A 24,104-nucleotide genomic window follows, 5' to 3' on the forward strand; every position below is an offset into this window, starting at 1 on the left:
GCGGTCAATGGACCGCCTCCTCCGCCGAGGGCGGATCGTTCCGCGTCTTCCAAAGGCTCCACGCGACTCCTGTCGCCAGAATGCCGAAGGTCACCGCGAGCGACACGGCCGGCGGAACCTTGGCGAGGCCGAAGGCATCGGCGATAAAGATCTTGGCGCCGATGAAGATGAGAACGAAGGCCAGGGCATACTTCAGGTAGTGGAAGCGGTGCACCATGGCGGCGAGTGCGAAATAAAGCGCACGCAACCCTAGGATCGCGAAGATGTTCGACGTGTAGACGATGAACGGGTCCGTGGTGATGGCGAAGATCGCAGGGACGGAATCCACCGCGAATACCACGTCTGCGATTTCGATGAGGACGAGGGCAAGGAAAAGGGGCGTCATGAACCACGCGGATCCGTCGCCGGTGGGATGAGGCTTCTTCACGAAGAAGTGTTCCCCATGGTGCTCGTCCGTCACGTTGAAGCGTCGGCGCATGAAACGCAGGACCGGGTTCCCGGCGATATCGTAATCCTTGTCGGAGAATATGAGCATCTTCACGCCGGTAGCGATCAGGAACACGGCAAAGATGTAGAGCACCCACGAGAACTGGGAGATCACGGCTGCGCCGAAGCCGATCATGATGGCCCGGAGAACGATGACGCCCAGGATGCCCCAGAAAAGCACGCGATGCTGATAGATCCGCGGCACGGCGAAGAAGCCGAAGATCATCGCGATGACGAAGACGTTATCCATTGCCAGCGCCTTTTCGAGCGCAAAGCCGGTCAGGTAGTTCAGTCCGGGCTCCGGCCCGAGACGCCACCAGACGAAGACGCCGAAGAGGAGAGCGAGTGCGATGTAGAACGCGCTGAGGAGGAGACTCTCGCGCACGCCGATCTCCCGGTTCGTGCGATGGAACACGCCGAGATCGAGAACAAGGAGCGAAACGACGATAGCGAGAAAGGCAAACCACATCCAAAGAGGTGTGCCGAGCCAATCGACCAGAAGGACATCAAGCATGACCGAACCCATTGTTGAACCAATCGGTTCCGACATCACGGATGCAGCCTTCCACATCCGCCAGAGGGGCCCGGTCACCGACGCTTCCTACTTGGGAAGGCCGGACACCGGGGTCAAGGGCGCCATCGTTCTCATTCTTGAAACCATTGGTTGCCAAAGCGCTTGACGCTCAGAACCGATCTGCTTGCATGGTCGGAAAGAACGAGGGGCGGGGCCGGAGATCCGGCGAAGACGGATCCGGCTATTCCAGCCGGTCGCTCCGTGATCAGAGGAAGATCGACGATGTCCCGGGAGGGTTCTGCCAAGGTGAAACACCGGATTGCCGGCTTCGTGGCCGGAATGGCCGCGCTTCTCGTCTCCGCCGCCACGCACGCGCAGACACCGGTCCGGTTCAGCCTGGACTGGCGCTGGGAAGGCCCCGCCGCAGCCTTTGCCGTGGCGCTTGAGAAGGGCTACTTCAAGAGCGAGGGGCTCGATGTGACGATCGAACCGGCGACCGGTTCCCGCGAGGCACTCACGCGTGTTGCAGCCGAAGGTTTTGAGTTCGGCGTGGCCGACGTGAACACCCTGGTGCGTCTGCTCCATGACAAGCCGGAAATTGGCGTCATCGCCGTGATGATGATTCATGATCGGCCGTCCTTCGCGATCGTCGGGCGCAAGAGCCGGGGCATTTCGAAGGATCTTTCGAGCCTTCAGGACAAGACCTTCGGCGCACCGCAGGCGGACGCCGCCTATGCCATGTGGCCGGTCTTCAGGATGTTGAACACGATCGACGATTCCAGCATGAAATTCGAAAATGTGGGCCTACCCGTCCGCGAGCCGATGCTGGCCCAGGGCGAGGTCGATGCCGTCTTCGGGTTGGCGACGACCGTCTTCGTCAATCTCAAGTCCCGAGGCGTGCCCGTCGAGGACATCGTCACTCTGCTGATGAGCGATCATGGCCTCGAAGCCTATGGCAATGCCATCGTCGTCTCACAAAAGTTTGCGCAGGAAAAGCCAGACGCCGTGAAGGGACTGTTGCGGGCCGTTGTGCGCGGTTTCCAGGATACGGCGAAGGAACCTGCCAGTGCGGTCGATGCCGTCCTGACGCGCAACGACCTGGCGAAGAAGGAGGTGGAACTGGAGCGCCTGAGGATGGCCCTCGAGCAGAACATTCTGACGCCATGGGTCAAGGACAACGGAATCGGCGATATCGACAAGGAGCGTTTCGCGAAAGCCCTCGATCAGATTGCGTCGGCCCTGGAATACAAGAATAAGCCAAAGCCGGAGGACGTGTTCACGGACATGTTCCTGCCTCCAATCGATCAGCGGAAGCTGGAGCGCTGAGCGGCCAGTGGATTTTCAGGAACCGGAGGTCCGTCAGCGATCAAATGGCCGTGCACTGACAAGAGGGAGCCGCTTTTCCGTCCGGAAATGCCGCACATCGGAGACTTCAAAGCGGGCGTTCCACGCCGGCGAAAGCGGCTCTAGCGTCTCAGCGACAGCGGGTTGTCGGCGAGCGCCGCTGCATCCGGACGGTCGATCTGAGGTTTTCCAAGGAAGGCGTTCCACAGCGCCTCGACCGCGCTCTTCTCCAGATCGTCGACGATGAGGACGATCCGGCTGCGCCGATCCTTGCTCGGCCAGCGCGGCAGGACGGCCGGAACATGGATCACGTGCTGCACACCGTGGATGACGACCGGATGGTCGGGGTCTTCCGCCAATCCGACGAGACCCTTGACGCGCAGCAGCTTCGCGCCCTGGGTCGAGCGCAGCAGGTCGAGAAACATGTCGAGACTGCCCTGGCGGATGGGCTCCTCGCTGACGAGACAGAAGGCACGGATGCGTTCGTCATGACGGTTCACGTCGTGATGGTGGCCGAGGTGGCCGTGACCATGCAAGTCGTGATCATGCTGGTGATCGTGACTGCGCCGTTCGGCTTCCTCCACCGCCTCCGTCTTCAGCCATTCGCTCACATCCGCAATCTTGCCGTGGAGGTCGAAGAGACCGCCGGCGATGATTGCCTCGACCGGAGCGTCACCGTTGAGAATCGTAGCGCCCGGATTGAGCTGGCGCAGTCGGCTGCGCAGACGTTCCACGGCCCCTGCATCGGCGAGGTCCGTCTTCGTGACCACCAGCCGCTCGGCGACAGCCGCCTGTTTCAATGCCTCGACATGAGCGTCGAGGGTCGCCTCGCCGTTGACCGCGTCGATGACCGTCACGACTCCCTCGACTGCGTAGCGCATCGAGAGATAGGGATGATAGAGCACTGCGTGCAGGATCGGCGCAGGATCGGCAAGACCGGTGGTCTCGATGATGACCCGTTGAAAAGGCGCGATCCGACCGTTGTCGCGCTTGCGAAGCAGGTCCTCGAGGGTCGCGATGAGGTCGCCCCGCACCGTGCAGCACAAACAGCCGGCGGAGAGCAGAACCATGTTGTCGTCGATCTTCTCGACGAGAAGATGATCGAGGCCAATCTCACCGAATTCGTTGATGATGACGACACTGTCGCGCAACGCTTCGTGCTGAAGCAGGCGGTTGAGAAGCGTCGTCTTGCCGGCGCCGAGAAAGCCCGTGAGGACGGTCAGCGGAATCGGCGGGAGAGGACCGGCGGGGCGAGCATCCGTCATCGAAGGTCAATCCATGGGTACGACCGGGGCGGCCTGACGCCGCTCCAGGAGAATATTGGTCACGATGGCCGCAAGCACCAGAGTTCCACCCAACGCCTGCAGGGGAACGATACGCTCTCCGAGGACGAAGGTGGATGCCACGGTCGAGACGACCGGCTCAATGCAGTAGATGATTCCTGCCGCTATGGCTGAAATGCGGCCCAGGGCAACAATTTGAAACAGGAAGCCGACCACGTAGCCGCCGATTGTCATGGCGACGCCGAACGGCGCAAGCGCCAGGGCTGCGGGCGAAGTCAGCTGGCCCGTCACCGCGCCGGCGAGGATCGCGGTCGGCAGGACGATGAGATGAACCCAGAACATCTTGGCGGTCAGGCTCGTCTTACGGCACCGGGCCGCCGTGAAGAACTGCGCTGCGGTGGCGGCTGCGGCCCCGAGCGCCAGGGCGAGGCCGCGCCAGTCGAGATCTCCAAAGGCTGGGCCTACCACGAGGATGATTCCGATCAGCGCCAGGACGACGACGCCGATCAGGGATGGCGTCAGCTTCGTCCCCTCGACGAAGGGAGCTGTCAAGACGATGAGCGACGGATACGCATAGAAAAGAACTGCCGCCACGGTGACAGGAATGAAGGCGACCGAGGAGACGTAGCAGAGGCCGACGAAGGCGGTCGAAACGCCGAGAATGGCCATCGTGAGGCGTTCCTCCCGCGCCACGACGAGCGAACGACGCATCAGCACGGCTGCGATCGCGACAAGTGCGAGCATCAGCAGGACGCGATAGACCACGACCGCAGGTCCCGGAACGCCGCCGACGGCGGCAACGCGGGCATAGACGATATTGAGGCCATAGAGACCGGCCGATCCCAAGGCGAACAGGAGGCCGCTGGAGGGGGACGTTCTGGACATGTGGGCGATCATGGTGCGGAAACACCGTTCGCCCGGTTCGTTCGTGATTGCAAGGCCCAGCTTCGGAAGACTGTCCGCTTCCGTGTCGTCCCCGTCGAATCATGCCGCCGCGAATGGTGGATCGCGGCGTGAATCGACGCTTCGCGTCAGTTCTTGACGCTCTTGCCCTTTGCGGGGGCCTCCGCGGTCGCCGGGTTCTTGCCCTTCGCAGGCTTTGCCTTGTTCTTCTGCTCGCTCACGGGCTTGACGCTGATGCTCTCGCGTCCCTTGCCTTTGCCGGTTTCCTTGGACACGCTGGCGGTTGCGGGTTCCTTCGTATCTTTTGAATCCTTGGCGTCTTTCGCATCGGCAGCTTTGGATTTCGCCTTGCCCTTGTTCGATGCCTTTTTGCTCGAGGCCTTCTTGGCTTTGTCGGCGGCATCGTCCTTGGCCGCCTGAGCAGCCAGTTCCGCCTCTGACGGTGGGTTGAGGCCGACCCAGACCCGCTCCGGTTGCACGGTCGAGCGTGGCCCGAGGGTGGTGCGCGTCGGCTGCGTCCCACCCGCGAAGGCCATGACGTCCGATGAAAAGAGATTGGGAATCCCCGAGCTCTCGCTGCTGGCGATGGTGGTCTGGCTGTCCTCTTCGTCGGGCATGGGGCCGCGGCGGTCGCAGATCACCGAGCGCATGTCCGGCGGCGTATGGACGGAAGAGGCGGGAAGAGCGGCGAGGGTCGGGTTGGACGAGCCGGCCAGGCTGTTGAACCCGCGATCGAAGAGTTCGGCCGCCTTCATGGTGCGCTCATTGGCCGATGGCGCGCCGAGGACCACGGTGATGAGGTGCCGCCCGTTCCGGGTCGCACTCGCCACCACGTTGAATCCGGCCGAGCAAATGAAGCCGGTCTTCATCCCATCGGCGCCGGGATAACGGCCGATGAGCCCGTTGGTGTTGCGCATGATCCGGCGGCCGTATTGGATGGCGCCGATGTCGAACAGCCCCTGATATTCAGGAAAGTCGTTGAAAAGCGCCCGCGCCAAGATGGCCATGTCCCGCGCCGAGGTCTGGTTGCGTTCATCGGGAAGGCCGTGCGGATTGGCGAAATGGCTCTCCCGCATGCCGAGGGCCCGCGCCCTTTGGTTCATCAGGTCGGCAAAGCCCTCGATGGTGCCGCCGAGATTCTCGGCGATGGTCGCTGCGACGTCGTTGGCCGACTTGACCATGATGATCTTGAGCGCATTGTCGAGGCGGATCTGGGTTCCGGGCTTGAAGCCCATCTTCGAGGGCGGCAGGGAGGCAGCCTGCTCGGAGACGGTCAGAAGGGTGTCCATCTTCACGTGGCCCGAGCGGATGCTGTCGAGTGCCACATAGGTCGTCATCAGCTTCGTGATCGAAGCCGGGAACCAGGGATCGGTTGCCCGCTCGGCATGGAGAACGCGGCCCGTTTCAGCCTCGACCACGAGAGCGGGACTGCCAGCCAGGGCTGTTCCGCTCACGAGAGCTGCAAAGGCGAAAGTTGTCATACGGAGGGCACGGCTGACGTTCATACGGAACGGCTCCATGAGAAAACATGCATGAGAAGGGTCTTGCGATGGCCCTGGTTGCAGTATGACTATTTTTAGGTCCGGAGCCCCCCTTTGGCTAGGCTTCCGGGTAATTAGTCCTTACCTGTCCACCCTTTCTAAGGGAATCCGTGGCAAGACCATGGCAAGAGCCGCGCGGATTCAAGATCGAGCATGACCCCTTCTCTCCTCTGGATTCCAGTCACCTTGGTCGCGGCGGCCGCCCAGACCGGTCGGAACGCTACCCAGCGCCGGCTCACCGAGACCATCGGGACGGTGGGCGCGACCCAGGTTCGCTTCCTTTACGGTTTTCCCTTCGCCGTCCTCGCCCTCGGCCTCGTCCGCCTCGTGCTGAGCGAGCCTGTCCCGGGCCCGCAGGGTACCTTCATGATCTATGTCCTGGCCGGTGCGACCACGCAGATCCTGGCCACGGCTCTCATGCTTGCCGCCATGCGCGAGCGTTCGCTTTCCGTCGTCACGGCCTACATGAAAACCGAGCCGGTGCAGGTCGCCCTGTTCGGGGCGGCCATCCTCGGGGACCCTCTGTCACCCGGCGGCGCCCTGGCCATCGCCATTGCGACGTTCGGTGTCGTCCTCATGTCGCTGAAGCCGGGTGCCAGCCTCACGTCGTCGGGCCTGCGGCCGGTGATCTATGGGATCGCATCGGGCGCCTTCTTCGCGCTCTCGGCCATTGGATTCAGGGGGGCAATCCTGGCTTTGCCGGAGGGGTCCTTCATCATGCGGTCGACCACGACCTTGGTCTGGGCGCTCGGCACGCAGACGATCATCCTCCTGGTGGTGCTTGGTCTTTTCAACCGCAGGGCCCTGCTCGAAAGTCTGAAGGCCTGGCGCCCCTCCCTCGGTGCCGGTTTCCTCGGAGCGCTGGCCTCGCAATTCTGGTTCATCGGATTCTCCCTGACCACGGCCGCGAATGTGCGGACCCTTGCCCTCGTGGAGGTGCTGATGGCCCAGGCGGTCTCTCACCGGTTGCTCTCGCAGGTGACGACCCGGCGCGAACTCTCAGGCATGGTCCTGATCCTTGCCGGCGTGGGCCTGCTTCTCGCCTTCCAACACTGACCGGGGCAAGCGGCGCCTCCCGGTCCTGGCCGCCCTGTCGGAAACGAGCCTTGCCGACCGGGCCTGGTGGGGCCATTCTCCAAGTCAAAGATTTTCGAGGAGTTTCCCATGACTGCCTGCATCGTCGGCTGGGCCCACACCCCATTCGGCAAGCTCGACTCTGAAACCGTCGAGAGCCTGATCGTCCGCGTCGTGAACGAGGCGCTGGATCATGCCGGAATCGGGCCCGAGGACGTGGACGAGGTCGTGCTCGGCCATTTCAATGGCGGCTTTTCCCCTCAGGACTTCACGGCCTCTCTGGTGTTCCAAGCGAGCGACAGGTTCCGCTTCAAGCCTGCGACCCGGGTCGAAAATGCCTGCGCAACGGGTTCCGCAGCTGTCCATCAGGCCATCAAGACCATCGAGGCGAAGCGGGCCAAGACGGTACTCGTCGTCGGGGTCGAGCAGATGACGACGACCCCCGGTCCCGAAATCGGCAACATTCTTCTCAAGGCCTCCTATCTGCCGGAGGACGGTGGCACGCCAGGAGGCTTTGCCGGCGTCTTCGGCAAGATCGCCGGGCTCTATTTCCAGCGTCACGGCGATCAGTCCGATGCGCTGGCGATGATTGCCGCAAAGAATCACAGGAATGGCGTCGACAACCCCTGGGCGCAGATGCGCAAGGATCTCGGCTTCGACTTTTGCCGCACCGAGAGCGACAAGAACCCCTTCGTGGCTGGCCCGCTCAAGCGGACGGACTGTTCCCTGGTTTCCGATGGCGCGGCTGCCCTCGTGATCGCTGATACGGAGACGGCTTTGCGCATGAAGCGGGCGGTGGCATTCCGCGCCACGGCCCATGCCCAGGATTTCCTGCCCATGTCGAAGCGCGACATCATTCAGTTCGAAGGGTGCGCGGAAGCGTGGCGGCGGGCGCTCGACCAAGCGGGAATTCAACTTTCCGACCTGTCCTTCGTGGAGACCCACGATTGCTTCACCATCGCCGAACTCATCGAATATGAGGCCATGGGTCTGACGCCTCGCGGTCAGGGAGCGATCGCGGTCAAGGAGGGCTGGACCAACCGCGACGGCAAGCTGCCGGTGAATCCTTCAGGGGGCCTCAAGGCGAAGGGGCATCCCATCGGCGCGACAGGCGTATCCATGCACGCCCTGTCGGCCATGCAGCTCTGCGGCGAGGCAGGCGGCATCCAGGTCAAGGACCCCGTTCTCGGCGGCATCTTCAACATGGGCGGCGCCGCCGTCGCGAACTACGTCAGCGTGCTCGAGCGAATCAAGTAGGGCCGGTCAGGACTTGCGCGGGTCAGGCTCTCCCGGGGCGCGGGCCTCGATGGCGAGAGCATGCAGGCCTCTGGCGAAAGCGCCCTTGAGAACCTCGTTGACGAGGCGGTGGCGCTCGACCCGGCTCTTGCCTGAGAACGCCTCCGACACGATATAGAGGCGGTAGTGGGTTTCACCGCCCTCGCGCCATCCGGCGTGACCGCGATGCTGCTCCGATTCGTCCGCGACGGTCAGATGGGTCGGGTGCAGGCGCTCCCGCAATTCCTGCGTGATCCAGTCGGTGAGGGTCATGCTCTCATATCTACCTTTTTGAACAGGTCTGCGGCGAAAAGCGTCGAGGCCTTGGCCTTTCGCCGGAAGCCACTCATAATCGCTGCGTCATGGATCTCAACTCACCACTTTTCGACCGCATCCGTATCAAGGCGACGTGCGACGAGCCGCGCGAGGCGGAAGGGCCGACGTGCGAGCATCCGGCCTGCAAGGCTCCGGGGGAGTACCGCGCGCCCAAGGGGCGAGACCATGAGGGCCAGTACTGGCGATTCTGCCTCGCCCATGTGCGCGAGTACAACGCCTCGTACAATTATTTCGCCGGGATGTCGGACAACGCTGTCGCGGCCTATCAGAAGGATGCCGTCATCGGGCACCGCCCGACCTGGGCCATGGGCGTGAATTCCAAGTCCGAAAAGGGCGTCGAGCGCGAGTGGGCCTATGTCGACCCCTTGGGCATTCTGCGCGGCGAGGATTTCAGGCAGGGTCGTCGGAGCCGGGCCGCCCCAGCTGAACCGAAGGCACCCCGCCATACGGGGCCCGTGCGCCGTGCCCTCGACGTGCTCGGACTCGACGAGACGGCCGACGGGCCGACGATCAAGGCTCAGTACAAATCCCTGGTGAAGCGCTTCCATCCGGATGCGAATGGCGGGGATCGCTCCTTCGAGGAACGACTGCGCGATATCATCAAGGCCCACGATACGCTCAAAAGCGCAGGAATGTGCTGAGGAAAGCTGCTTGGCACGGCTCCGGTATGCAACGATCTCGTTTGCGCCCCGTGGGCATGATTGTTAAGTAACCCCGGCGCTTGTGACAACTCGACGAAATCCGACCGAAAGGCCCTGACAATGGCGACAACCGAAACAACGACCCTCTTGCCGGACATGAAGGTGTCCGTTCGCCAGGTCTTCGGCATCGACTCGGACCTGGAAGTCCCGGCCTTTTCCCAGAGCGAGGAGCATGTGCCGGATCTCGACCCGGATTATCTGTTCGACCGCGAAACGACCCTGGCCATTCTCGCGGGCTTCGCGCGCAACCGGCGCGTGATGATCACCGGCTACCACGGGACCGGCAAATCCACCCATATCGAGCAGGTCGCCGCGCGGCTCAACTGGCCCTGCGTGCGCGTCAACCTCGACAGTCACGTGTCCCGTATCGATCTGGTCGGCAAGGACGCCATCGTCCTTCAGGAGGGCAAGCAGGTCACGGCCTTCCAGGACGGCATCCTGCCCTGGGCCCTGCAGAACAACATCGCTCTCGTGTTCGATGAGTACGACGCGGGCCGGCCCGACGTCATGTTCGTGATCCAGCGTGTGCTGGAGCAATCCGGCAAGCTCACGCTTCTCGACCAGAAGCGGGTCATCCGGCCCCATCCCGCCTTCCGGCTCTTCGCCACGGCGAACACGGTGGGGCTCGGCGATACGTCCGGCCTCTATCACGGCACGCAGCAGATCAACCAGGGCCAGATGGACCGGTGGTCGATCGTCACGACCCTCAACTACCTGCCGCACGACAAGGAGGTGGACATCGTCCTCTCCAAGGCGAAGCATTATCAGGAAAGTCCGGAGGGTCGCGACATCGTCAACAAGATGGTGCGTGTGGCCGATCTTACCCGCAGCGCCTTCATGAACGGAGATCTCTCGACCGTCATGAGCCCGCGCACGGTCATCACCTGGGCCGAGAACGCCGATATCTTCGGCGATACGGGCTTCGCCTTCCGTGTCACCTTCCTCAACAAGTGCGATGAGCTCGAGCGACCCCTGGTGGCGGAATTCTATCAACGTTCCTTCGGCAAGGAATTGCCGGAAAGCGCGGTGAACGTGGCGTTGTCGTAACATCGTCGTTCCGGGGGGCGTCGCCGCCGAGCCCGGGACCCATAAAATGCGCCGCGCCTGTCGGGCTCGGCTCAGGGTTATGGATCCCCGCCCTGGCGGGGATGACAGAGGAGGCTTCATGTCCATCTCGAATCGCAAGCCAGGTGAGAAAAAGGAAGCGCCGGCGGAGCCGCTGAAGCGCTCCATCGCCGGCTGCATGAAGGCCATTGCACGCAAGCAGGATCTCGAGGTCACCTTTGCCTCGGACCGCCCGGCCATGATGGGCGACAAGGTACGCCTGCCGGAGCCACCGCGGCGGCTGACCTCGCAGGATGTTGCGATCCTGCGCGGCTATTCCGATTCCATGGCCCTGCGGCTTGCCTGTCACGATACCGCCCTTCACCGCAGGCTTGCGCCCGAGGGCCAGGCGGCCCGTGCCGTCTTCGATGCGGTGGAGCAGGCCCGTGTCGAATCCATCGGATCCCGCCGGATGTCGGGCGTCGCCACCAACATCACGGCGATGCTGGAGGACCGCTATCATCGCGGCGGCAAATACGAAGAGATTACCGATCGCGCCGACGCACCGCTCGAGGATGCGGTGGCGCTGATGGTGCGGGAGCGCCTCACCGGGCAGCGGCCCCCGGCCTCTGCGGCCAAGATCGTCAATCTGTGGCGCGATTTCATCGAGGATCGCGCCGGGCACGAACTTGACGGCCTTCTCAAGAACATCGAAAGCCAGCGCGACTTCGCCCGTCGCATCCGCGAGCTCCTCTCCTCCCTCGACATGGCCGACGAGGCCGCCCTCGATTCGGAGGACGAAGAGAACGAGGAGGAAAACGAAACCGAGCAGGAACAGCAGCAGGGCGAGGGCGAGAGCGAGCAGGAATCGCAGGGAGACCGGGCCGAGACTGAGATCAGCGAGGATTCCAGCGACGAGATGGAGGAGGGCGCAAGCGAGGACGCGGACGGTCCCTCCGGAGAACTGCCGGACGAGGCGGACGAGGCCGATTCTGAGAACGCCTCCGAGTCCTGGCGCCCGCCGTCCCGGAACAACGAGGCGCGGGGCCCCGATTATAAGGCTTTCACCACCCGGTTCGACGAGGTCATCCACGCAGAGGATCTCTGCGATTCGGACGAACTCACCCGCCTTCGCGCCTATCTCGACAAGCAGCTTGCCCATCTCCAGGGCGTCGTCGGCCGTCTCGCCAATCGCCTGCAGCGCCGGCTTCTGGCACAGCAGAACAGGGCCTGGGAGTTCGACCTCGAAGAGGGCACTCTCGATCCTGCAAGGCTGCCGCGCGTGGTCATGGACCCCTTCCAGCCCCTGACCTTCAAGCAGGAGCAGGACACCAATTTCCGCGACACGGTGGTTACGCTTCTTCTCGACAATTCAGGCTCCATGCGCGGTCGTCCGATCACGGTCGCAGCGACCTGCGCCGATATCCTGGCGCGCACCCTGGAGCGCTGCGGCGTGAAGGTGGAGATTCTCGGGTTCACCACCCGGGCGTGGAAGGGCGGACAATCCCGCGAGACCTGGCTGCAGAGCGGCAAGCCGGCCAATCCCGGGCGGCTCAACGATCTGCGCCACATCATCTACAAATCCGCCGATGCACCATGGCGCCGGGCCCGCAAGAATCTCGGATTGATGATGCGCGAGGGCCTGCTCAAGGAGAATATCGACGGCGAGGCGCTGGACTGGGCGCACAAGCGCCTGCTCGGGCGCCCCGAGCAACGGCGGATCCTGATGGTGATCTCCGACGGCGCTCCCGTCGACGATTCGACTCTGTCGGTCAATCCCGGCAACTATCTCGAGCGGCACCTTCGCTTCATCATCGAGGATATCGAGACCCGTTCGCCGGTGGAGCTGATCGCCATCGGCATCGGCCACGACGTCACACGCTATTATCGCCGCGCCGTCACCATCGTCGATGCGGAGGAGCTCGGCGGAGTCATGACCGAGAAGCTCGCCGAACTGTTCGAGGAGAATTCCACGGCTCCGGTGCGGGCACCTCGTCGCCGCGCTTTCGCGTAGCGTCACCTTGACGGCAGCATTGATCTCGATGAGCAGTTCGTCCTGATCGGATTATCGTTGAGCTGGGGCGCCAAGCGGCATGAGGCTTAATCGTCGCCTATTCCTTGTTGGCGGTGGCGCTGCGACTGCGACGCTCCTGGCTGGACGGACATTCGCGCGCCCACGTCCTGCCGAGACGATCCTTCCGATCGATGTGACGGCACGGCCGATCGACCATCTTTCAGTCACGGATCGGGGCCGGAATCGCTTCGGTAATCTGCTTTTCCGAGGCGGGCTCGACCTGCGCTCGGCGGAAAACCGCTTCGGCGGCTTTTCCAGCCTCTGGCGCTCTCCAGACGGTCGGCGCCTTGTCTCTGTCGCCGACAATGCCCAGTGGCTGACGGCGCGCGTTCAGACCTCCGACGGGCGCCTGTCAGGTCTTACGGACGCTCAACTCGCGCCGCTGCTCTCCGGGGAAGGCCGCCTGCTTGGCGGAACTCGCTATTACGATACGGAAAGTCTGACGATCGCGAATGGCGTGGCCTATGTGGGCATCGAGCGCAAACACGCGATCATGCGCTTTGACTGGGGCGCCAGGGGCCCTGCCGCGCGCGCCCGACTTGTGGTCCTGCCGAAGGAGCTCCGAGACGATATCGAGGATCTCCCGAACAATCATGGCCTGGAGGCCATCGGCGTCGCGCCGTCGCGATCGCCCTTGGCGGGAGCCGTCGTTGCGATTGCGGAGCGGGCGCGCAAGCACGACAAGCCGACCCGAGGGTTCATCGTCACAGGCCCTCGGCAAGGCGAGTTTTCCGTCCGACGCTCCAACGGCTACGATGTGAGCGACCTTGCCTTTCTTCCCGATGGCGACATGCTGCTTCTGGAGCGGCAATTTTCCCTCTTCGAAGGTTTCCGCGTCCGGCTGCGTCGGGTGGCTGCCGATATGATCGAGCCCGACGCCGAAATCGATGGCGCCGTCATCTTCGAGAGCGATTCGTCCCAAGAGATCGACAATATGGAGGGGCTGTCCGTCCATCAGGAGGCGGGCGATATCGTCCTGACGCTGATCTCCGACAATAATTTCAGCCCGCTGCAGCGGACGCTTCTGCTCGAATTTTCACTCGTCCCCTGAGGACTAGGCCGGAGCCCTCTGCATCAGAACGGGGCGCATGAACCTTAGGACGATGCCGTAGGGGAGGATCGAGAAGATCGAGAGCGCCAGCTTGACCCCGTAATCGGCGATGGCGAGCGTGACCCAGGGGAGGGCCAGGCACTCGCTGGCGATGCCGGCATGGGCGAGGAGGCTGTCGATGGTCTGGGTCGAGCCGGGCAGGGGCCCGCAATAGAACGCGACCGAAAAGAAGATCATCGTGTCGACCGCGGCCGAGATGGTCGAGGAGGCAAAGGGCGGAAGCCACCAAGCCCGGTCGCGCAGGCGCGAGAAGATCGAGATGTCGAGGAGCTGGGCGGTGAGGAACGCGCTACCTGAGGCAATGGCGATCCGGGGCGTCGCCAGGATGACGGACAGGATGACGGCGAGGGCGAAGCCCACATAGACGACGCGGCGCGCCCCCTTCGGGCCGAAGCGCCTGTTGGCGAGTTCCGTCACCAGGAAGGAGAAGGGATAGGTGAATGCGCCCCAGGTGAAATAATCCTGGAGACCCCAGGCATGGAACGGATACTGGACGAGGATATTCGACGACAGCACCACCACGGTCATGGCGGCGAGGGCAATCCCAAAATCCCGGCGGTCGAGCCCGGTCATGGCGTTCGTTCCTAGGGTGAGAAACGCAAAACGGGCGGCTGAGGCCGCCCGCTGCAGAACATCGCTGGAAGTCGAGCTTTCAGCTCGCGGCGGCGAGCTTCTTCTCGAGCTCACGCTTGATCGTGCGGGCGGTCGTCGACAGCTCGTCTTCCTTCGCCTTGGCGAGGAACGCGTCGAGGCCACCGCGATGCTCGACCGAGCGCAGGGCGTTGGCCGAGATGCGCAGGCGCACGGAGCGCTGGAGCAGCTCGGATTGCAGCGTGACGTTGCAGAGGTTCGGCAGGAACTTCCGCTTCGTCTTGCGGTTCGAATGGCTCACGAGGTGGCCACTCAGCACGGCCTTGCCGGTCAGTTCGCAACGGCGCGACATGGGTTCAATCCTATCGTTCACGAGGGTCACGGCTCGATCCGCTGCGGGTTTGCTTCAACGCAGATCCCGCGGCTGCCGGACGCCAAAAGTCCTTGGAAGATGCGAGCCTATAGGCCGAAACGACGGCCCGCGTCAAGAATAGCACGGTGCCGCAGCCTGATTTTTTGTAATATCGTGGTCACGATTTATTCTGATTCTCGTGAGAGGGGAATTCAGTGACCTCCAGGAATCTCCCGGGAAACGCCCTATGCGCATGATCGCTCCAGCCATCGTGGCCCTGGCTCTTGCCGGATTCGGCGCAGAAGGGAAGGCGCAGACCCTTCAGGTCGAGTATAATGTAACTTTGGCCGGATTGACCCTTGGCAAGGCGGACCTGACCTCGACCTTCGAGGGCCCCAAATACAAGATGCAGGCGGGGGTGAAGCTGTCGGGTCTGGCCAAGCTTCTGACTGGCGGCAAGGGCGCTGCCACTGCCGCGGGCACGATCGTCGGAGTCCAGCCGCAGCCCGTCAGTTTCGCAATCACGTCCCGGTCTTCCGACGATCAGCGCACCGTTCGCATGGGTCTGGCTTCCGGAAACGTGGAAGCTGTCGAAATTGTCCCGCCTCTCGAAGAAAAGGCCGACCGGGTGCCGGTGAAGGAGGATGATAAGAAGGGGGTCGTGGATCCGATCAGCGCTCTGCTGATGCCGTCCATTGCCTCGGCAGGACTAACGGATTCGACCAACTGCAACCGCACCATTCCGGTCTTCGACGGGGCCGCCCGGTTCGATATCGTCCTCAACTACAGCGAGACCAAACAGGCGGATGTGCCGGGCTACAAGGGGCCCGTGCTCGTCTGCAAGGCCCGCTATGTCCCGATTTCCGGCCATCGCGCCCTGCGTCCCTCCACCAAATTCATGGAGGAAAACAAGGATATGTCCGTCTGGCTGGTGCCGCTGGATCGCCAGAAGGTCCTTGTCCCCCTGCGCGTCTCGGTCCGGACCATGATCGGCGTCAGCGTCGTCGAGGCGTCCCGCTGGGCGTTCAACGATATGGGGAAGTCTGTGCCAGCCTCTCTCGAAAATGCCGTGAAGGCCGGTGCCGTCCGCTAGCGGCCGGGCAAAGTCTCCACGAGCGTCCGACTGCCGCTTCCAGGATCGTTCAAGGACAAGATTTTGAACAGGTTGCCCGGTAGCAAAATCGTCAGTCTGCCTCCATATGAAGGGCGAACCTGCTGCCGGACGGACCCGGTCGCGCCGTAAGGGGCTCCTGCGACGGGATGCAGCCACAGGCCCCGGACATCTTAACTGGGATTGTAGCCCCATCACCGCTTATCAAGGCATGACCCGCCGTTCCCTCCCCCCGCAAGTGCGCGCGCGCGGCGTGACAGCCGTGCTCGGGCCGACGAATACCGGCAAGACCCATCTCGCCATCGAGCGAATGCTCGGCCATGAGACGGGCATGATCGGCCTGCCGCTGCGGCTTCTGGCACGGGAGGTCTATCAGCGGGTCGTGGAGAAGGCGGGCGCCCATAACGTCGCCCTGATCACGGGCGAAGAGAAGATCAAGCCGGACCGGCCTCGCTACTGGATCTCGACCGTCGAGGCGATGCCACGGGATCTCGATCTGGCCTTCGTGGCCGTGGACGAGATCCAGCTTGCCGCCGATCTCGACCGGGGCCATGTCTTCACCGACCGGCTCCTGAACCAGCGTGGCCGGGAAGAGACGCTTCTGATCGGCTCGAACACCATGCGTCCCCTGATCGAGGCGCTGATCCCCGGCGTCCACGTGGTGACTCGCCCCCGCCTGTCCCAGCTGACCTTCGCTGGCGAAAAGAAGGTGTCCCGCCTTCCGCGGCGGACGGCGATCGTCGCGTTCTCGGCCGAGGAGGTCTATGCCATTGCGGAGCTGATCCGCCGCCAGAGCGGCGGGGCGGCCGTGGTCTTGGGGGCGCTGTCGCCGCGCACCCGCAACGCCCAGGTCGAACTCTATCAATCCGGGGACGTGGAATATCTCGTGGCCACCGATGCGGTCGGCATGGGCCTCAATCTCGATGTCGATCACGTCGCGTTCGCCGCCGACCGGAAGTTCGATGGCTTCCGCTTCCGCAAGCTTTACCCTGCGGAGCTGGCGCAGATCGCCGGGCGGGCCGGGCGCCACATGCGGGACGGCACCTTCGGCACCGCGGGCCGTTGCCCGCCTTTCGATGCGGAAACCGTCGAGGCGCTGGAGAATCATACCTTCGATCCAGTGAGGATCGTGCAATGGCGGAACCCTGACCTCGATTTCTCGTCCCTGGCCCGCTTGCGGGACAGCCTCGGCGAGCAGCCGCGGGAATATGGCCTCGTCCGCGCTCCCATGGGCGAGGATGTGGCAGCTCTCGAGGTCTTGGCCAGGGACGACGATATCCAGGCATTCGGCCGTTCGAAAGTTGCGGTGGAACGTCTGTGGCAAGTATGCCAAGTTCCTGATTATCGGAAAGTTTCTCCGCAGGTTCACGCGGATCTCGTAGGTCAGCTTTACCGGTTCCTGATGAAGGACGGTGCTCTGCCGGCGGATTGGTTTTCCCGCCATCTTCTGGCAATGGACCGGACAGATGGCGATATCGACACCCTGTCGAACCGCATCGCCCAGGTCCGGACCTGGTCCTTCGTCGCCAACCGTCCGGACTGGCTGAAGGATCCGGAGCATTGGCAGGGTGTTGCGCGTCAGGTAGAGGACAAGCTATCGGACGCGCTCCATGAACGTCTCGCCCAGCGCTTTATCGACAGGCGCACGAGCGTTCTCATGCGGCGCTTGAGAGAGAACACGATGCTCGAAGCGGAAATCACGACCACCGGCGACGTCACTGTCGAGGGTCAACACATCGGCCACCTGCACGGCTTCCATTTCGTGCCTGACCCTCAGGCCGATACGGCGGAGGCCAAGACCCTGCGCAATGCGGCCAGCAAGGCGCTGGCGGGCGAGATCGAGGCGAGAGCCGACCGATTCGCCGAGGCGCCCGATACCATGCTCGTCCTGTCGAATGACGGAACCATCCGCTGGACGGGTGATCCCGTCGCGAAGCTCGAACCGGGCGACAAGCTGTTCGAGCCGCGTCTGCGGGTCCTTTCGGACGAGCAGCTGACGGGTCCGGCCCGCGACAAGGTGGACACGCGTCTCCGGGCTTGGCTCAAGGCCTATGTCGTGCGTCTGCTTGGCCCGTTGATGGAGCTCGAAGGCTCGCAGGAGCTGACCGGGATTGGTCGGGGCATCGCCTTCCAGATCGTCGAGGCCCTTGGCGTGCTGGAGCGGGCAAAGGTGCTCAACGATGTCCGCAGCCTCGACCAGGAGGCCCGTGGCGCCCTGCGCAAGGCCGGGATCCGGTTCGGCGCCTACCACCTGTATCTGCCGGTGCTGCTCAAGCCCGCCCCGCGTATCCTCGCGGCCCAGCTCTGGGCGCTGCAGAACGGCGGCCTCGACCAGAAGGGCATCGATGAAATTGCCCATCTCGCTCAGTCGGGCCGGACCTCGATCCCGGTCGACAAGGAAATCGCGGCGGGACTCTACCGCGCGGCCGGTTTCCGCGTCTGCGGCGACCGGGCGGTGCGGGTCGATATCCTGGAGCGCCTGGCCGATTTGATCCGGCCGGCTATCGCCTATCGCCCGGGCATCACGCCGGGAGAGCCTCCCGCCGGCGCCGCCGACGGCGAAGGCTTCGTGCCGACGGTCGCGATGACATCGCTGGTCGGATGTGCCGGCGAGGACTTTGCGACCATTCTGAAATCGCTCGGTTACGTGATGGAACGTCGTCCGGGCCCAGCCATCACGGTGCCGCTGGCCTCGGCCCCGCAGGCGGTCGTCCCGGCATCGCCGTCGGGCGGTGAGGGGGAAGTCGAGCCGGTTGCGGAATCGCCTTCAGGCATGCCTGCCGAACCGGGCGAAGCGAATGCCGCCGCGCTCGAAAGCGTCGAGGCGTCCGCCTTCACGCCGCCGCCGGAAGCGGCGCCGGCCGTGGAGCTCGCCGCTGCTCCAGAGGTGCCGGCGGAGGCGCTGCCGGAAAGTCCGGCCGAACCGGAGCCGATCGAGGTCTGGCGCCAGCATCGGCGTCACCACGACGGGAACCAGGCACGGCAGGGGCGCGGACGTCCGGAGAGAGGCGACCGCCGCCCGCGTCAGGGCGAGCAGCCATCGGGGGATAGGCCACCCCGGCCGGATCGCCGGCCGGATCGTCGCCCTGAGCGCCGGGAAGCCGCGGGTGAGGGCGGTCGGCCTCAGAACCGGCCTCCGCGCGGTCCGGGCCGTTCCGATGAGCGTCGCGGCCCCCGGCCCGACAAGCGTTTCGAGCCACGCCGGGATGGAGGGGCGGAGCGTCGGGAGAAGCAGCCGGACCCGAACTCGCCCTTCGCGAAGCTCATGGCCCTGAAAGCGCAGCTCGAGGACAGCAAGAAGTGATCTGGCCTCGCCCGGTCCCGCATGCTTTGGCCATGGTCTCGGGCCTGGCATGGCGCGGCGACCGGGCGGGGCGGCTTCGCTCCGGTGCGGTCTCCGATGCGTGATGATCGGCAGCGGATCGACAAGTGGCTTTGGTTCGCGCGCTTCGCGAAGACCCGCACCCTGGCGGCCAAGCTCGTGACAGGCGGATTCGTTCGGGTGAATGGCCAGCGTATCGAAAACGCCGCCAAGCCTTTGGCCGTCGGCGATGTCGTCACCTTGGCGCTGGCGCGGGCGACCCTGGTTCTGCGGGTCGAAAACCTGGGTGAGCGCCGCGGCCCTGCATCGGAAGCAAGGCTGCTCTACGCAGATCTGAACCGTGACGACGGGACCCTTGTCAGTGAAGGCGACAGGGGGTAGAGCGGCGTCACCGCTTTCGTGATCCTGCCCGAGCAGACCCGCAGAGGACCGTCCATGACCTACGTCGTCACTGAAAACTGCATCAAATGCAAGTACATGGACTGCGTGGAGGTGTGTCCGGTCGACTGTTTCTACGAGGGTGAGAACATGCTCGTGATCCACCCGGACGAATGTATCGATTGCGGAGTCTGCGAACCCGAATGCCCGGCGGAAGCCATCAAGACGGATGCTGAGCCGGGTCTCGAGGAATGGCTCAAGCTGAACGCCGATCTGGCCAAGAGCTGGCCCAACATCACCCAGAAAAAGGACCCCCCGTCAGACGCGAAGGAATTCGATGGGGTCCCCGGCAAGTATGAGAAATATTTCACGCCCAATCCCGGTGAAGGGGACTGAGGTAAGCTGGGCCATATTCGTACCCTCTTTACGCTATTTATGAAATATTTTTGCTTTTTTGGTGAGACTGTGATAGGGTCTCATCAATGCAGTCGCTTGCGCCCGATGTGTGCCAACTCCGCAGTTTGGCGGCTCACAAGATGAAGCAATGATGGATGCACACCCCGTGACTTAAGGGAGCTTGCTGCCTTGGGCCAGGGGGTCCGGGCGTGTTTGGACTACTAACGTACTTCAGGGAGACGGGCGGAATAGTCAAGTTCCGCGGCTCGTCATTTTTTGTTCCGCCGGGACCCTGTCCGGCGAAACCACAGCGCCCTCGCCTATCGGCGAGGAAGCATGCAAGGAGGCCTCTCTCGCATGACCACCGCCAAGAAGTCTGCCCAGCGTCTCGGTTTCAAGACCGGCGAAGCGATCGTCTATCCCGCCCACGGCGTCGGCCGCATCACGGCCGTTGAAGAGCAGGAAATCGCTGGATTCAAGCTGGAGCTGTTCGTGGTCTCCTTCGACAAGGACAAGATGGTTCTCCGCGTCCCGACGGCGAAGGCTTCGAGCGTCGGTATGCGCAAGCTTGCCGAGCCGGCTCTCGTCCAGAAGGCCCTGGACGTGCTGACCGGTCGCGCTCGCGTGAAGCGCACCATGTGGTCGCGCCGCGCCCAGGAATATGAAGCCAAGATCAATTCGGGCGATCTGATCGCCGTGACCGAGGTCGTCCGCGATCTTTACCGGTCCGAGGCTCAGCCGGAGCAGTCCTACAGCGAGCGTCAGCTTTACGAATCCGCTCTCGATCGCGTTATTCGCGAGATCGCGGCGGTGAATAAGATCACCGACACAGAAGCGCTCAAGCTGATCGAGCAGAGCCTCGCCAAGTCTCCCCGCCGGGGCAAGGGTGCCGATGCGGAAGCCGACGCCGAGGGTGAGGACCTTCAGGAGGAGGCTGCCTGATCAGGCCGCTATAACTTACAGTGCTGCAAAAGCCCGGCTCGTGCCGGGCTTTTCTTTGCCATGGCCGCTTGTCTTTGCGCAGGCCATCCCTATTTCCGCAAACTGAGCCGTTTCGAGCTGAACTTTTTCCAGCCTCGCTCGTTGTGTCCTTGCCAAGGGAGGACGCAATGGGAGAAATCTCTGGGGTTCGTCGTCGGTTCGTCCGTGCGGCCATGAATGCTCCGTTCCTCGAGCGGGAAGAAGAGCACCTGCTCGCCGTGAGATGGAAAGAGCAGCGCGACGAATCTGCGCTTCATCAGTTGACGGCTGCCCATATGCGGCTGGTCATCGCCCTTGCCGCCCGTTTCCGCCATTATGGCCTGCCTATGGCAGACCTTGTCCAGGAAGGGCATGTGGGCCTCCTGGAGGCCGCTGCCCGGTTCGAACCGGAACGTGAGGTGCGCTTCTCCACCTATGCGACGTGGTGGATCCGCGCCTCGATTCAGGATTACATTCTCCGCAACTGGTCTATCGTCCGTGGCGGCACGAGCTCCGCCCAGAAGGCACTGTTTTTCAACCTTCGTCGGTTGCGCGCCCGCCTGACCCGAGGGGGCGAGGAGAGGATCGCATCAGATATCCACGAGAAGATCGCCGAGGCCATCGGTGTCTCGCGGGCTGATGTTGCCCTAATGGATGCCAGGCTTTCCGCCCCGGATACCTCTCTCAATGCGCCTGTGCTCGACGCCGATTCCTCGAATTCTGCCGAGCGGGTGGAATTCCTTGTCGATTCCAGTCCCTTGCCGGATGAAAGCGTGACCGATGTGATCGACAGTGAGCGCCGCGTGCGCTGGCTTCGACAAGCGCTTGAAGTGCTCAACGAGCGCGAGCTTCGTATTCTGCGCGCCCGTCGTCTCGACGATGAGCAGGTGACCCTTGAATTCCTCGGCGATCGCCTGGGCATTTCGAAGGAAAGGGTCCGCCAGATCGAGAACAGGGCCCTGGAGAAGCTCAAGCGCGCCCTGATCGAGAAATATCCGCAGGCCACCGGTGCTTTCGTCTGACCCGCGCTGCGCCAGTCACTCTATGGCGATTTTATAGCGTTCGCCGACTTTCAGGGCGTCATTGCGCTCGAGGCCGTTCAGCAGCAGGAAGCGATCGAGCGGGCGATCGACGGGCATGCGATCCGCGAGGCTCTGAACCGTGTCGCCCGGCTGGGCGGTGATGATCTTCAGGCGCAATGGCCTGATCATGCGCGCCTCGGTCGGTTGCACCTGTCTCACGCTTTCGAGAGTCTTCTGGAACAAGTTTTCGAGGTTTCCGGAACCGCTGCGGGCTGCGAGGATCAGGCGATACGTCGTGTTGCCGATCCTGATCGCGGACAGCCGGAACGACCATTCCTTACCATTGGAAATCGCCGTTGCGACCGGAAGGCCGTTGATCGTCGAGGTGGAGAGGCTGCCGGGCTCGATGGTGTCGTTCCATGTCGAGCGCAGGACCTCTTCCAGGCTCTGTCCAGAGGGCGTGTCGGCTGCGTCGAACAGAAGCCGCCGGCTTCCGTCCGCCGACGCACCGAGAACCGCCTGGGATGTATTCTCCAGGGTAAAGCCCTCCGGCGCCTCAAAGGCCACCCCAAGGCGCGAATGGATGAAACGGCGCCCTCGGACGACCCCGTCGGCCGGGTCGTCGCCATAGGAAATGCCATCGATGGCCGATAGATACTCGGCCCGACCGGATTCTCCGACACCCGGCGCGCTCGCGCGCCGCGCCGCCTGCAGGGCAAGGGCTACCCGTTCGCGGGTGCTCGGATGACTTGCCATCATGTCGGCGCTGGCGTCGGAGCCCCCGGTTGCGGAGCGTCCCAGTGCCGTCAGGAAGCGGGGTGCGCCATAGGGATCGAATCCGGCGCGGGCCAGAACCTTCACGCCAGCCTGATCGGCTTCCAGCTCCTGCGCCCGGGAGAAGCTCGCCAGGGTCGAGCGCGACTGGTTCTGCACCAGGGCCGCCTCCTCCGCATTGTTCAGGACGTTCTCGGTCACGCGCTTGATCAGAGTCGAGCGGGCCTGCAACTCGTTGCGCTGCGAGGCATGGCGCAACGTGACATGGGCGATTTCATGGGACAGAACCGCGGCGATTTCTGCTGTGTCGCTCGCAAGAGCCAAGAGGCCACGGGTCAGGTAAAGGCGTCCGTTCGGCAGGGCGAACGCGTTCACGGCCGGCGAATTCAGAATCGAGACCTGATAGGATTCGTCAGGCCTGTCGCTTGCCTCGACCAGACGCCTTGTTACCTCGTTCATAAGGCGCTGTGCCTCGGGCGCCCTCATCTCGCCGCCGAAAGCCGCCACCAGGCGCTCGTGGTCGCGGTCGCGCGGCCGCTCCGCCCCAACGACGCGCGGCGCATCGGCCGGAAGCGACACATTACTGTCGAAACCGGCGCAACCTGCGAGCCAGGCGAGGAGCAACGTGCTCCCGACAACCCGGATTCCCTTCATCTGACGTTTACGGCTCATACTCGCTCAGCGTGACGGGCGCGGACCATCGAGGCGCTCGATCATCTCCGGTACTACAATGGTAAGAGCGGCTCCTTGCCAAGGCTCCAAAATGCCTCGGGCCCTGATCCGCTGCCCTTTCAGATCCGCAGCATTCCAGCCGCGATCCATCAGGGTCTTCCATGTCCGTCTCGGAATGACAATCGTGAAATCCTCTGCCCAGTGCCCTCCGAAGTTCAAATAGATCCGCTGCTTGCGTTCGCCGATGCTTCGCACCCGTCCCTCGACGAGGACGAATGTTCCGAATCGGTCATGCAGGCGGCTGATTTGGTCTGCGTCGAGGGGTTTATAGAGAGCATCGGCCCAGAGGCCAAGGTTTCGCTCGCGCGCCGTTTCCTCGAGGGCCAGCAGTTCAGGTTGGCAAAGGCTCTCCTCCTCACCGGGAGAAACCAGAGCAAGGCCGGCTTCGATGAGCTTCTCGGCGAGGTCCACACCGCCTGTCCCGTCGGCGACCCGAACCCGGACCGGAACCCGGCTCCAGCGGTCACGCTCCACTCCCACGGAGGTCAGGACCGAATGCCCCACCAGAGCCCGAAGCTCGGCGAGGGCCTTCTCCCGAAAAGGCGACGAGCGTGGAAAGCCAACACCTATGAGCTTGGCCACCGCCCCAGATTCAAGCACGAGGTCGGCCTCCCGAGTCACGTCCACGATACGGTCGGGTGCCGTTGCGGCAGGGCATGCAGGAGAATTCGGTTTGACCGCGGCCACGGCCGATTGTGCCCGGCAGGCCTGCGCACCGCCGAAAAATGCTGCCGCCAGGCAGACGAGGATGAACGGCTTCATGATGAATCCAAGCCAATT

The 24,104-nt window shown here is 63.5% G+C and carries 23 protein-coding genes; 14 read left to right on the forward strand and 9 right to left on the reverse strand.

Annotation, left to right across the window (positions count from 1 at the left end):
- Positions 1–4: 4 nt before the first annotated feature.
- Positions 5–1,000: a TerC family protein gene (locus AC522E_RS21785; protein WP_500748311.1), complete on the reverse strand. Its 996-nt coding sequence runs from the start codon at positions 998–1,000 to the stop codon at positions 5–7.
- On the opposite strand from AC522E_RS21785, the gene AC522E_RS21790 reads away from it, so the two are divergent.
- Together AC522E_RS21790 and AC522E_RS21795 are read left to right on the forward strand one after the other, a co-directional pair.
- Positions 999–1,166: a hypothetical protein gene (locus AC522E_RS21790; protein ID WP_500748312.1), complete on the forward strand. Its 168-nt coding sequence runs from the start codon at positions 999–1,001 to the stop codon at positions 1,164–1,166. The two genes, AC522E_RS21785 and AC522E_RS21790, sit on opposite strands and share 2 nt — an antisense overlap.
- Before the next feature lie 116 nt (positions 1,167–1,282).
- On the forward strand, positions 1,283–2,326 hold the full coding sequence (locus AC522E_RS21795; protein WP_500748313.1) for an ABC transporter substrate-binding protein: 1,044 nt from the start codon (positions 1,283–1,285) through the stop codon (positions 2,324–2,326).
- A gap of 140 nt (positions 2,327–2,466) precedes the next feature.
- Here AC522E_RS21795 and AC522E_RS21800 read toward each other — a convergent pair whose 3' ends face one another.
- The 3 genes from AC522E_RS21800 to AC522E_RS21810 form a co-directional block, all read right to left on the reverse strand.
- Complete coding sequence (locus AC522E_RS21800; RefSeq protein WP_500748314.1) at positions 2,467–3,609, reverse strand: CobW family GTP-binding protein; 1,143 nt, start codon at positions 3,607–3,609, stop codon at positions 2,467–2,469.
- A gap of 6 nt (positions 3,610–3,615) precedes the next feature.
- Complete coding sequence (locus AC522E_RS21805; RefSeq protein ID WP_500748315.1) at positions 3,616–4,512, reverse strand: DMT family transporter; 897 nt, start codon at positions 4,510–4,512, stop codon at positions 3,616–3,618.
- A gap of 146 nt (positions 4,513–4,658) precedes the next feature.
- Positions 4,659–6,035 carry a D-alanyl-D-alanine carboxypeptidase family protein gene (locus AC522E_RS21810; protein ID WP_500748316.1) on the reverse strand — a complete coding sequence of 459 codons (1,377 nt, stop codon included), beginning with the start codon at positions 6,033–6,035 and terminating at the stop codon, positions 4,659–4,661.
- A 189-nt stretch (positions 6,036–6,224) separates the two neighbouring features.
- Between AC522E_RS21810 and AC522E_RS21815 the strand changes: the two genes are divergently transcribed.
- Entirely contained in the window at positions 6,225–7,127 is a 903-nt protein-coding gene (locus tag AC522E_RS21815) for a DMT family transporter (protein WP_500748317.1), read from the forward strand.
- Between the two features lie 108 nt (positions 7,128–7,235).
- Positions 7,236–8,402 carry an acetyl-CoA acetyltransferase gene (locus AC522E_RS21820; RefSeq protein ID WP_500748318.1) on the forward strand — a complete coding sequence of 389 codons (1,167 nt, stop codon included), beginning with the start codon at positions 7,236–7,238 and terminating at the stop codon, positions 8,400–8,402.
- Between the two features lie 6 nt (positions 8,403–8,408).
- Here the strand turns inward: AC522E_RS21820 and AC522E_RS21825 are convergent, their stop codons facing one another.
- Entirely contained in the window at positions 8,409–8,693 is a 285-nt protein-coding gene (locus AC522E_RS21825; protein ID WP_500748319.1) for a BolA family protein, read from the reverse strand.
- 89 nt (positions 8,694–8,782) lie between these two features.
- Between AC522E_RS21825 and AC522E_RS21830 the strand changes: the two genes are divergently transcribed.
- The 4 genes from AC522E_RS21830 (at position 8,783) to AC522E_RS21845 (ending at position 13,626) form a co-directional block, all read left to right on the forward strand.
- Positions 8,783–9,397 (forward strand): J domain-containing protein, encoded by a 615-nt coding sequence (locus AC522E_RS21830; RefSeq protein WP_500748320.1) that lies wholly within the window; start codon positions 8,783–8,785, stop codon positions 9,395–9,397.
- Positions 9,398–9,517: 120 nt separating this feature from the next.
- Positions 9,518–10,504 (forward strand): cobaltochelatase subunit CobS, encoded by a 987-nt coding sequence (gene cobS, locus AC522E_RS21835; RefSeq protein WP_500748321.1) that lies wholly within the window; start codon positions 9,518–9,520, stop codon positions 10,502–10,504.
- 118 nt (positions 10,505–10,622) lie between these two features.
- Positions 10,623–12,515, forward strand: a complete 1,893-nt coding sequence (cobT, locus tag AC522E_RS21840; RefSeq protein WP_500748322.1) for a cobaltochelatase subunit CobT — start codon at positions 10,623–10,625, stop codon at positions 12,513–12,515.
- A gap of 79 nt (positions 12,516–12,594) precedes the next feature.
- Positions 12,595–13,626: an esterase-like activity of phytase family protein gene (locus tag AC522E_RS21845; protein WP_500748323.1), complete on the forward strand. Its 1,032-nt coding sequence runs from the start codon at positions 12,595–12,597 to the stop codon at positions 13,624–13,626.
- A gap of 3 nt (positions 13,627–13,629) precedes the next feature.
- Here AC522E_RS21845 and AC522E_RS21850 read toward each other — a convergent pair whose 3' ends face one another.
- Both AC522E_RS21850 and rpmB read right to left on the reverse strand, forming a co-directional pair.
- Positions 13,630–14,259, reverse strand: a complete 630-nt coding sequence (locus AC522E_RS21850; protein ID WP_500748324.1) for a queuosine precursor transporter — start codon at positions 14,257–14,259, stop codon at positions 13,630–13,632.
- Positions 14,260–14,338: 79 nt separating this feature from the next.
- Entirely contained in the window at positions 14,339–14,629 is a 291-nt protein-coding gene (gene rpmB / locus AC522E_RS21855) for a 50S ribosomal protein L28 (protein WP_500748325.1), read from the reverse strand.
- A 247-nt stretch (positions 14,630–14,876) separates the two neighbouring features.
- Between rpmB and AC522E_RS21860 the strand changes: the two genes are divergently transcribed.
- The 6 genes from AC522E_RS21860 to AC522E_RS21885 all read left to right on the forward strand — a co-directional run bounded on the left by AC522E_RS21860 (position 14,877) and on the right by AC522E_RS21885 (position 21,818).
- Positions 14,877–15,722: a DUF3108 domain-containing protein gene (locus tag AC522E_RS21860; protein ID WP_500748326.1), complete on the forward strand. Its 846-nt coding sequence runs from the start codon at positions 14,877–14,879 to the stop codon at positions 15,720–15,722.
- Between the two features lie 229 nt (positions 15,723–15,951).
- Complete coding sequence (locus tag AC522E_RS21865) at positions 15,952–19,044, forward strand: helicase-related protein (RefSeq protein WP_500748327.1); 3,093 nt, start codon at positions 15,952–15,954, stop codon at positions 19,042–19,044.
- Positions 19,045–19,140: 96 nt separating this feature from the next.
- On the forward strand, positions 19,141–19,443 hold the full coding sequence (locus tag AC522E_RS21870; RefSeq protein ID WP_500748328.1) for an RNA-binding S4 domain-containing protein: 303 nt from the start codon (positions 19,141–19,143) through the stop codon (positions 19,441–19,443).
- 54 nt (positions 19,444–19,497) lie between these two features.
- A complete protein-coding gene (fdxA, locus tag AC522E_RS21875; RefSeq protein ID WP_500748329.1) occupies positions 19,498–19,836 on the forward strand; it encodes a ferredoxin FdxA in 339 nt (112 codons plus the stop codon).
- A gap of 357 nt (positions 19,837–20,193) precedes the next feature.
- A complete protein-coding gene (locus AC522E_RS21880; protein WP_500748330.1) occupies positions 20,194–20,778 on the forward strand; it encodes a CarD family transcriptional regulator in 585 nt (194 codons plus the stop codon).
- Between the two features lie 167 nt (positions 20,779–20,945).
- Positions 20,946–21,818 carry an RNA polymerase factor sigma-32 gene (locus AC522E_RS21885; protein ID WP_500748331.1) on the forward strand — a complete coding sequence of 291 codons (873 nt, stop codon included), beginning with the start codon at positions 20,946–20,948 and terminating at the stop codon, positions 21,816–21,818.
- Positions 21,819–21,833: 15 nt separating this feature from the next.
- Here the strand turns inward: AC522E_RS21885 and AC522E_RS21890 are convergent, their stop codons facing one another.
- On the reverse strand, positions 21,834–23,264 hold the full coding sequence (locus AC522E_RS21890) for a M48 family metalloprotease (protein ID WP_500748332.1): 1,431 nt from the start codon (positions 23,262–23,264) through the stop codon (positions 21,834–21,836).
- Positions 23,265–23,270: 6 nt separating this feature from the next.
- Positions 23,271–24,086: a thermonuclease family protein gene (locus AC522E_RS21895; protein ID WP_500748333.1), complete on the reverse strand. Its 816-nt coding sequence runs from the start codon at positions 24,084–24,086 to the stop codon at positions 23,271–23,273.
- Positions 24,087–24,104 lie beyond the last annotated feature (18 nt).

The sequence above is a fragment of the Microvirga sp. BF8 genome, assembly GCF_059888585.1.

Bases quoted from the DNA above. Each gene is read 5' to 3' on its own strand.
- AC522E_RS21815 (WP_500748317.1), top strand. From the start codon at position 6,225: ATGACCCCTTCTCTCCTCTGGATTCCAGTCACCTTGGTCGCGGCGGCC.
- AC522E_RS21885 (WP_500748331.1), top strand. From the start codon at position 20,946: ATGGGAGAAATCTCTGGGGTTCGTCGTCGGTTCGTCCGTGCGGCCATG.
- AC522E_RS21800 (WP_500748314.1), bottom strand. From the start codon at position 3,609: ATGACGGATGCTCGCCCCGCCGGTCCTCTCCCGCCGATTCCGCTGACC.
- cobT (WP_500748322.1), top strand. From the start codon at position 10,623: ATGTCCATCTCGAATCGCAAGCCAGGTGAGAAAAAGGAAGCGCCGGCG.
- AC522E_RS21810 (WP_500748316.1), bottom strand. From the start codon at position 6,035: ATGAACGTCAGCCGTGCCCTCCGTATGACAACTTTCGCCTTTGCAGCT.
- AC522E_RS21830 (WP_500748320.1), top strand. From the start codon at position 8,783: ATGGATCTCAACTCACCACTTTTCGACCGCATCCGTATCAAGGCGACG.
- AC522E_RS21785 (WP_500748311.1), bottom strand. From the start codon at position 1,000: ATGCTTGATGTCCTTCTGGTCGATTGGCTCGGCACACCTCTTTGGATG.
- cobS (WP_500748321.1), top strand. From the start codon at position 9,518: ATGGCGACAACCGAAACAACGACCCTCTTGCCGGACATGAAGGTGTCC.
- AC522E_RS21850 (WP_500748324.1), bottom strand. From the start codon at position 14,259: ATGACCGGGCTCGACCGCCGGGATTTTGGGATTGCCCTCGCCGCCATG.
- AC522E_RS21860 (WP_500748326.1), top strand. From the start codon at position 14,877: ATGCGCATGATCGCTCCAGCCATCGTGGCCCTGGCTCTTGCCGGATTC.
- AC522E_RS21825 (WP_500748319.1), bottom strand. From the start codon at position 8,693: ATGACCCTCACCGACTGGATCACGCAGGAATTGCGGGAGCGCCTGCAC.
- AC522E_RS21865 (WP_500748327.1), top strand. From the start codon at position 15,952: ATGACCCGCCGTTCCCTCCCCCCGCAAGTGCGCGCGCGCGGCGTGACA.
- AC522E_RS21870 (WP_500748328.1), top strand. From the start codon at position 19,141: ATGCGTGATGATCGGCAGCGGATCGACAAGTGGCTTTGGTTCGCGCGC.
- AC522E_RS21845 (WP_500748323.1), top strand. From the start codon at position 12,595: ATGAGGCTTAATCGTCGCCTATTCCTTGTTGGCGGTGGCGCTGCGACT.
- AC522E_RS21795 (WP_500748313.1), top strand. From the start codon at position 1,283: ATGTCCCGGGAGGGTTCTGCCAAGGTGAAACACCGGATTGCCGGCTTC.
- AC522E_RS21790 (WP_500748312.1), top strand. From the start codon at position 999: ATGACCGAACCCATTGTTGAACCAATCGGTTCCGACATCACGGATGCA.
- AC522E_RS21895 (WP_500748333.1), bottom strand. From the start codon at position 24,086: ATGAAGCCGTTCATCCTCGTCTGCCTGGCGGCAGCATTTTTCGGCGGT.
- fdxA (WP_500748329.1), top strand. From the start codon at position 19,498: ATGACCTACGTCGTCACTGAAAACTGCATCAAATGCAAGTACATGGAC.
- AC522E_RS21820 (WP_500748318.1), top strand. From the start codon at position 7,236: ATGACTGCCTGCATCGTCGGCTGGGCCCACACCCCATTCGGCAAGCTC.
- AC522E_RS21880 (WP_500748330.1), top strand. From the start codon at position 20,194: ATGACCACCGCCAAGAAGTCTGCCCAGCGTCTCGGTTTCAAGACCGGC.
- AC522E_RS21805 (WP_500748315.1), bottom strand. From the start codon at position 4,512: ATGTCCAGAACGTCCCCCTCCAGCGGCCTCCTGTTCGCCTTGGGATCG.
- AC522E_RS21890 (WP_500748332.1), bottom strand. From the start codon at position 23,264: ATGAGCCGTAAACGTCAGATGAAGGGAATCCGGGTTGTCGGGAGCACG.
- rpmB (WP_500748325.1), bottom strand. From the start codon at position 14,629: ATGTCGCGCCGTTGCGAACTGACCGGCAAGGCCGTGCTGAGTGGCCAC.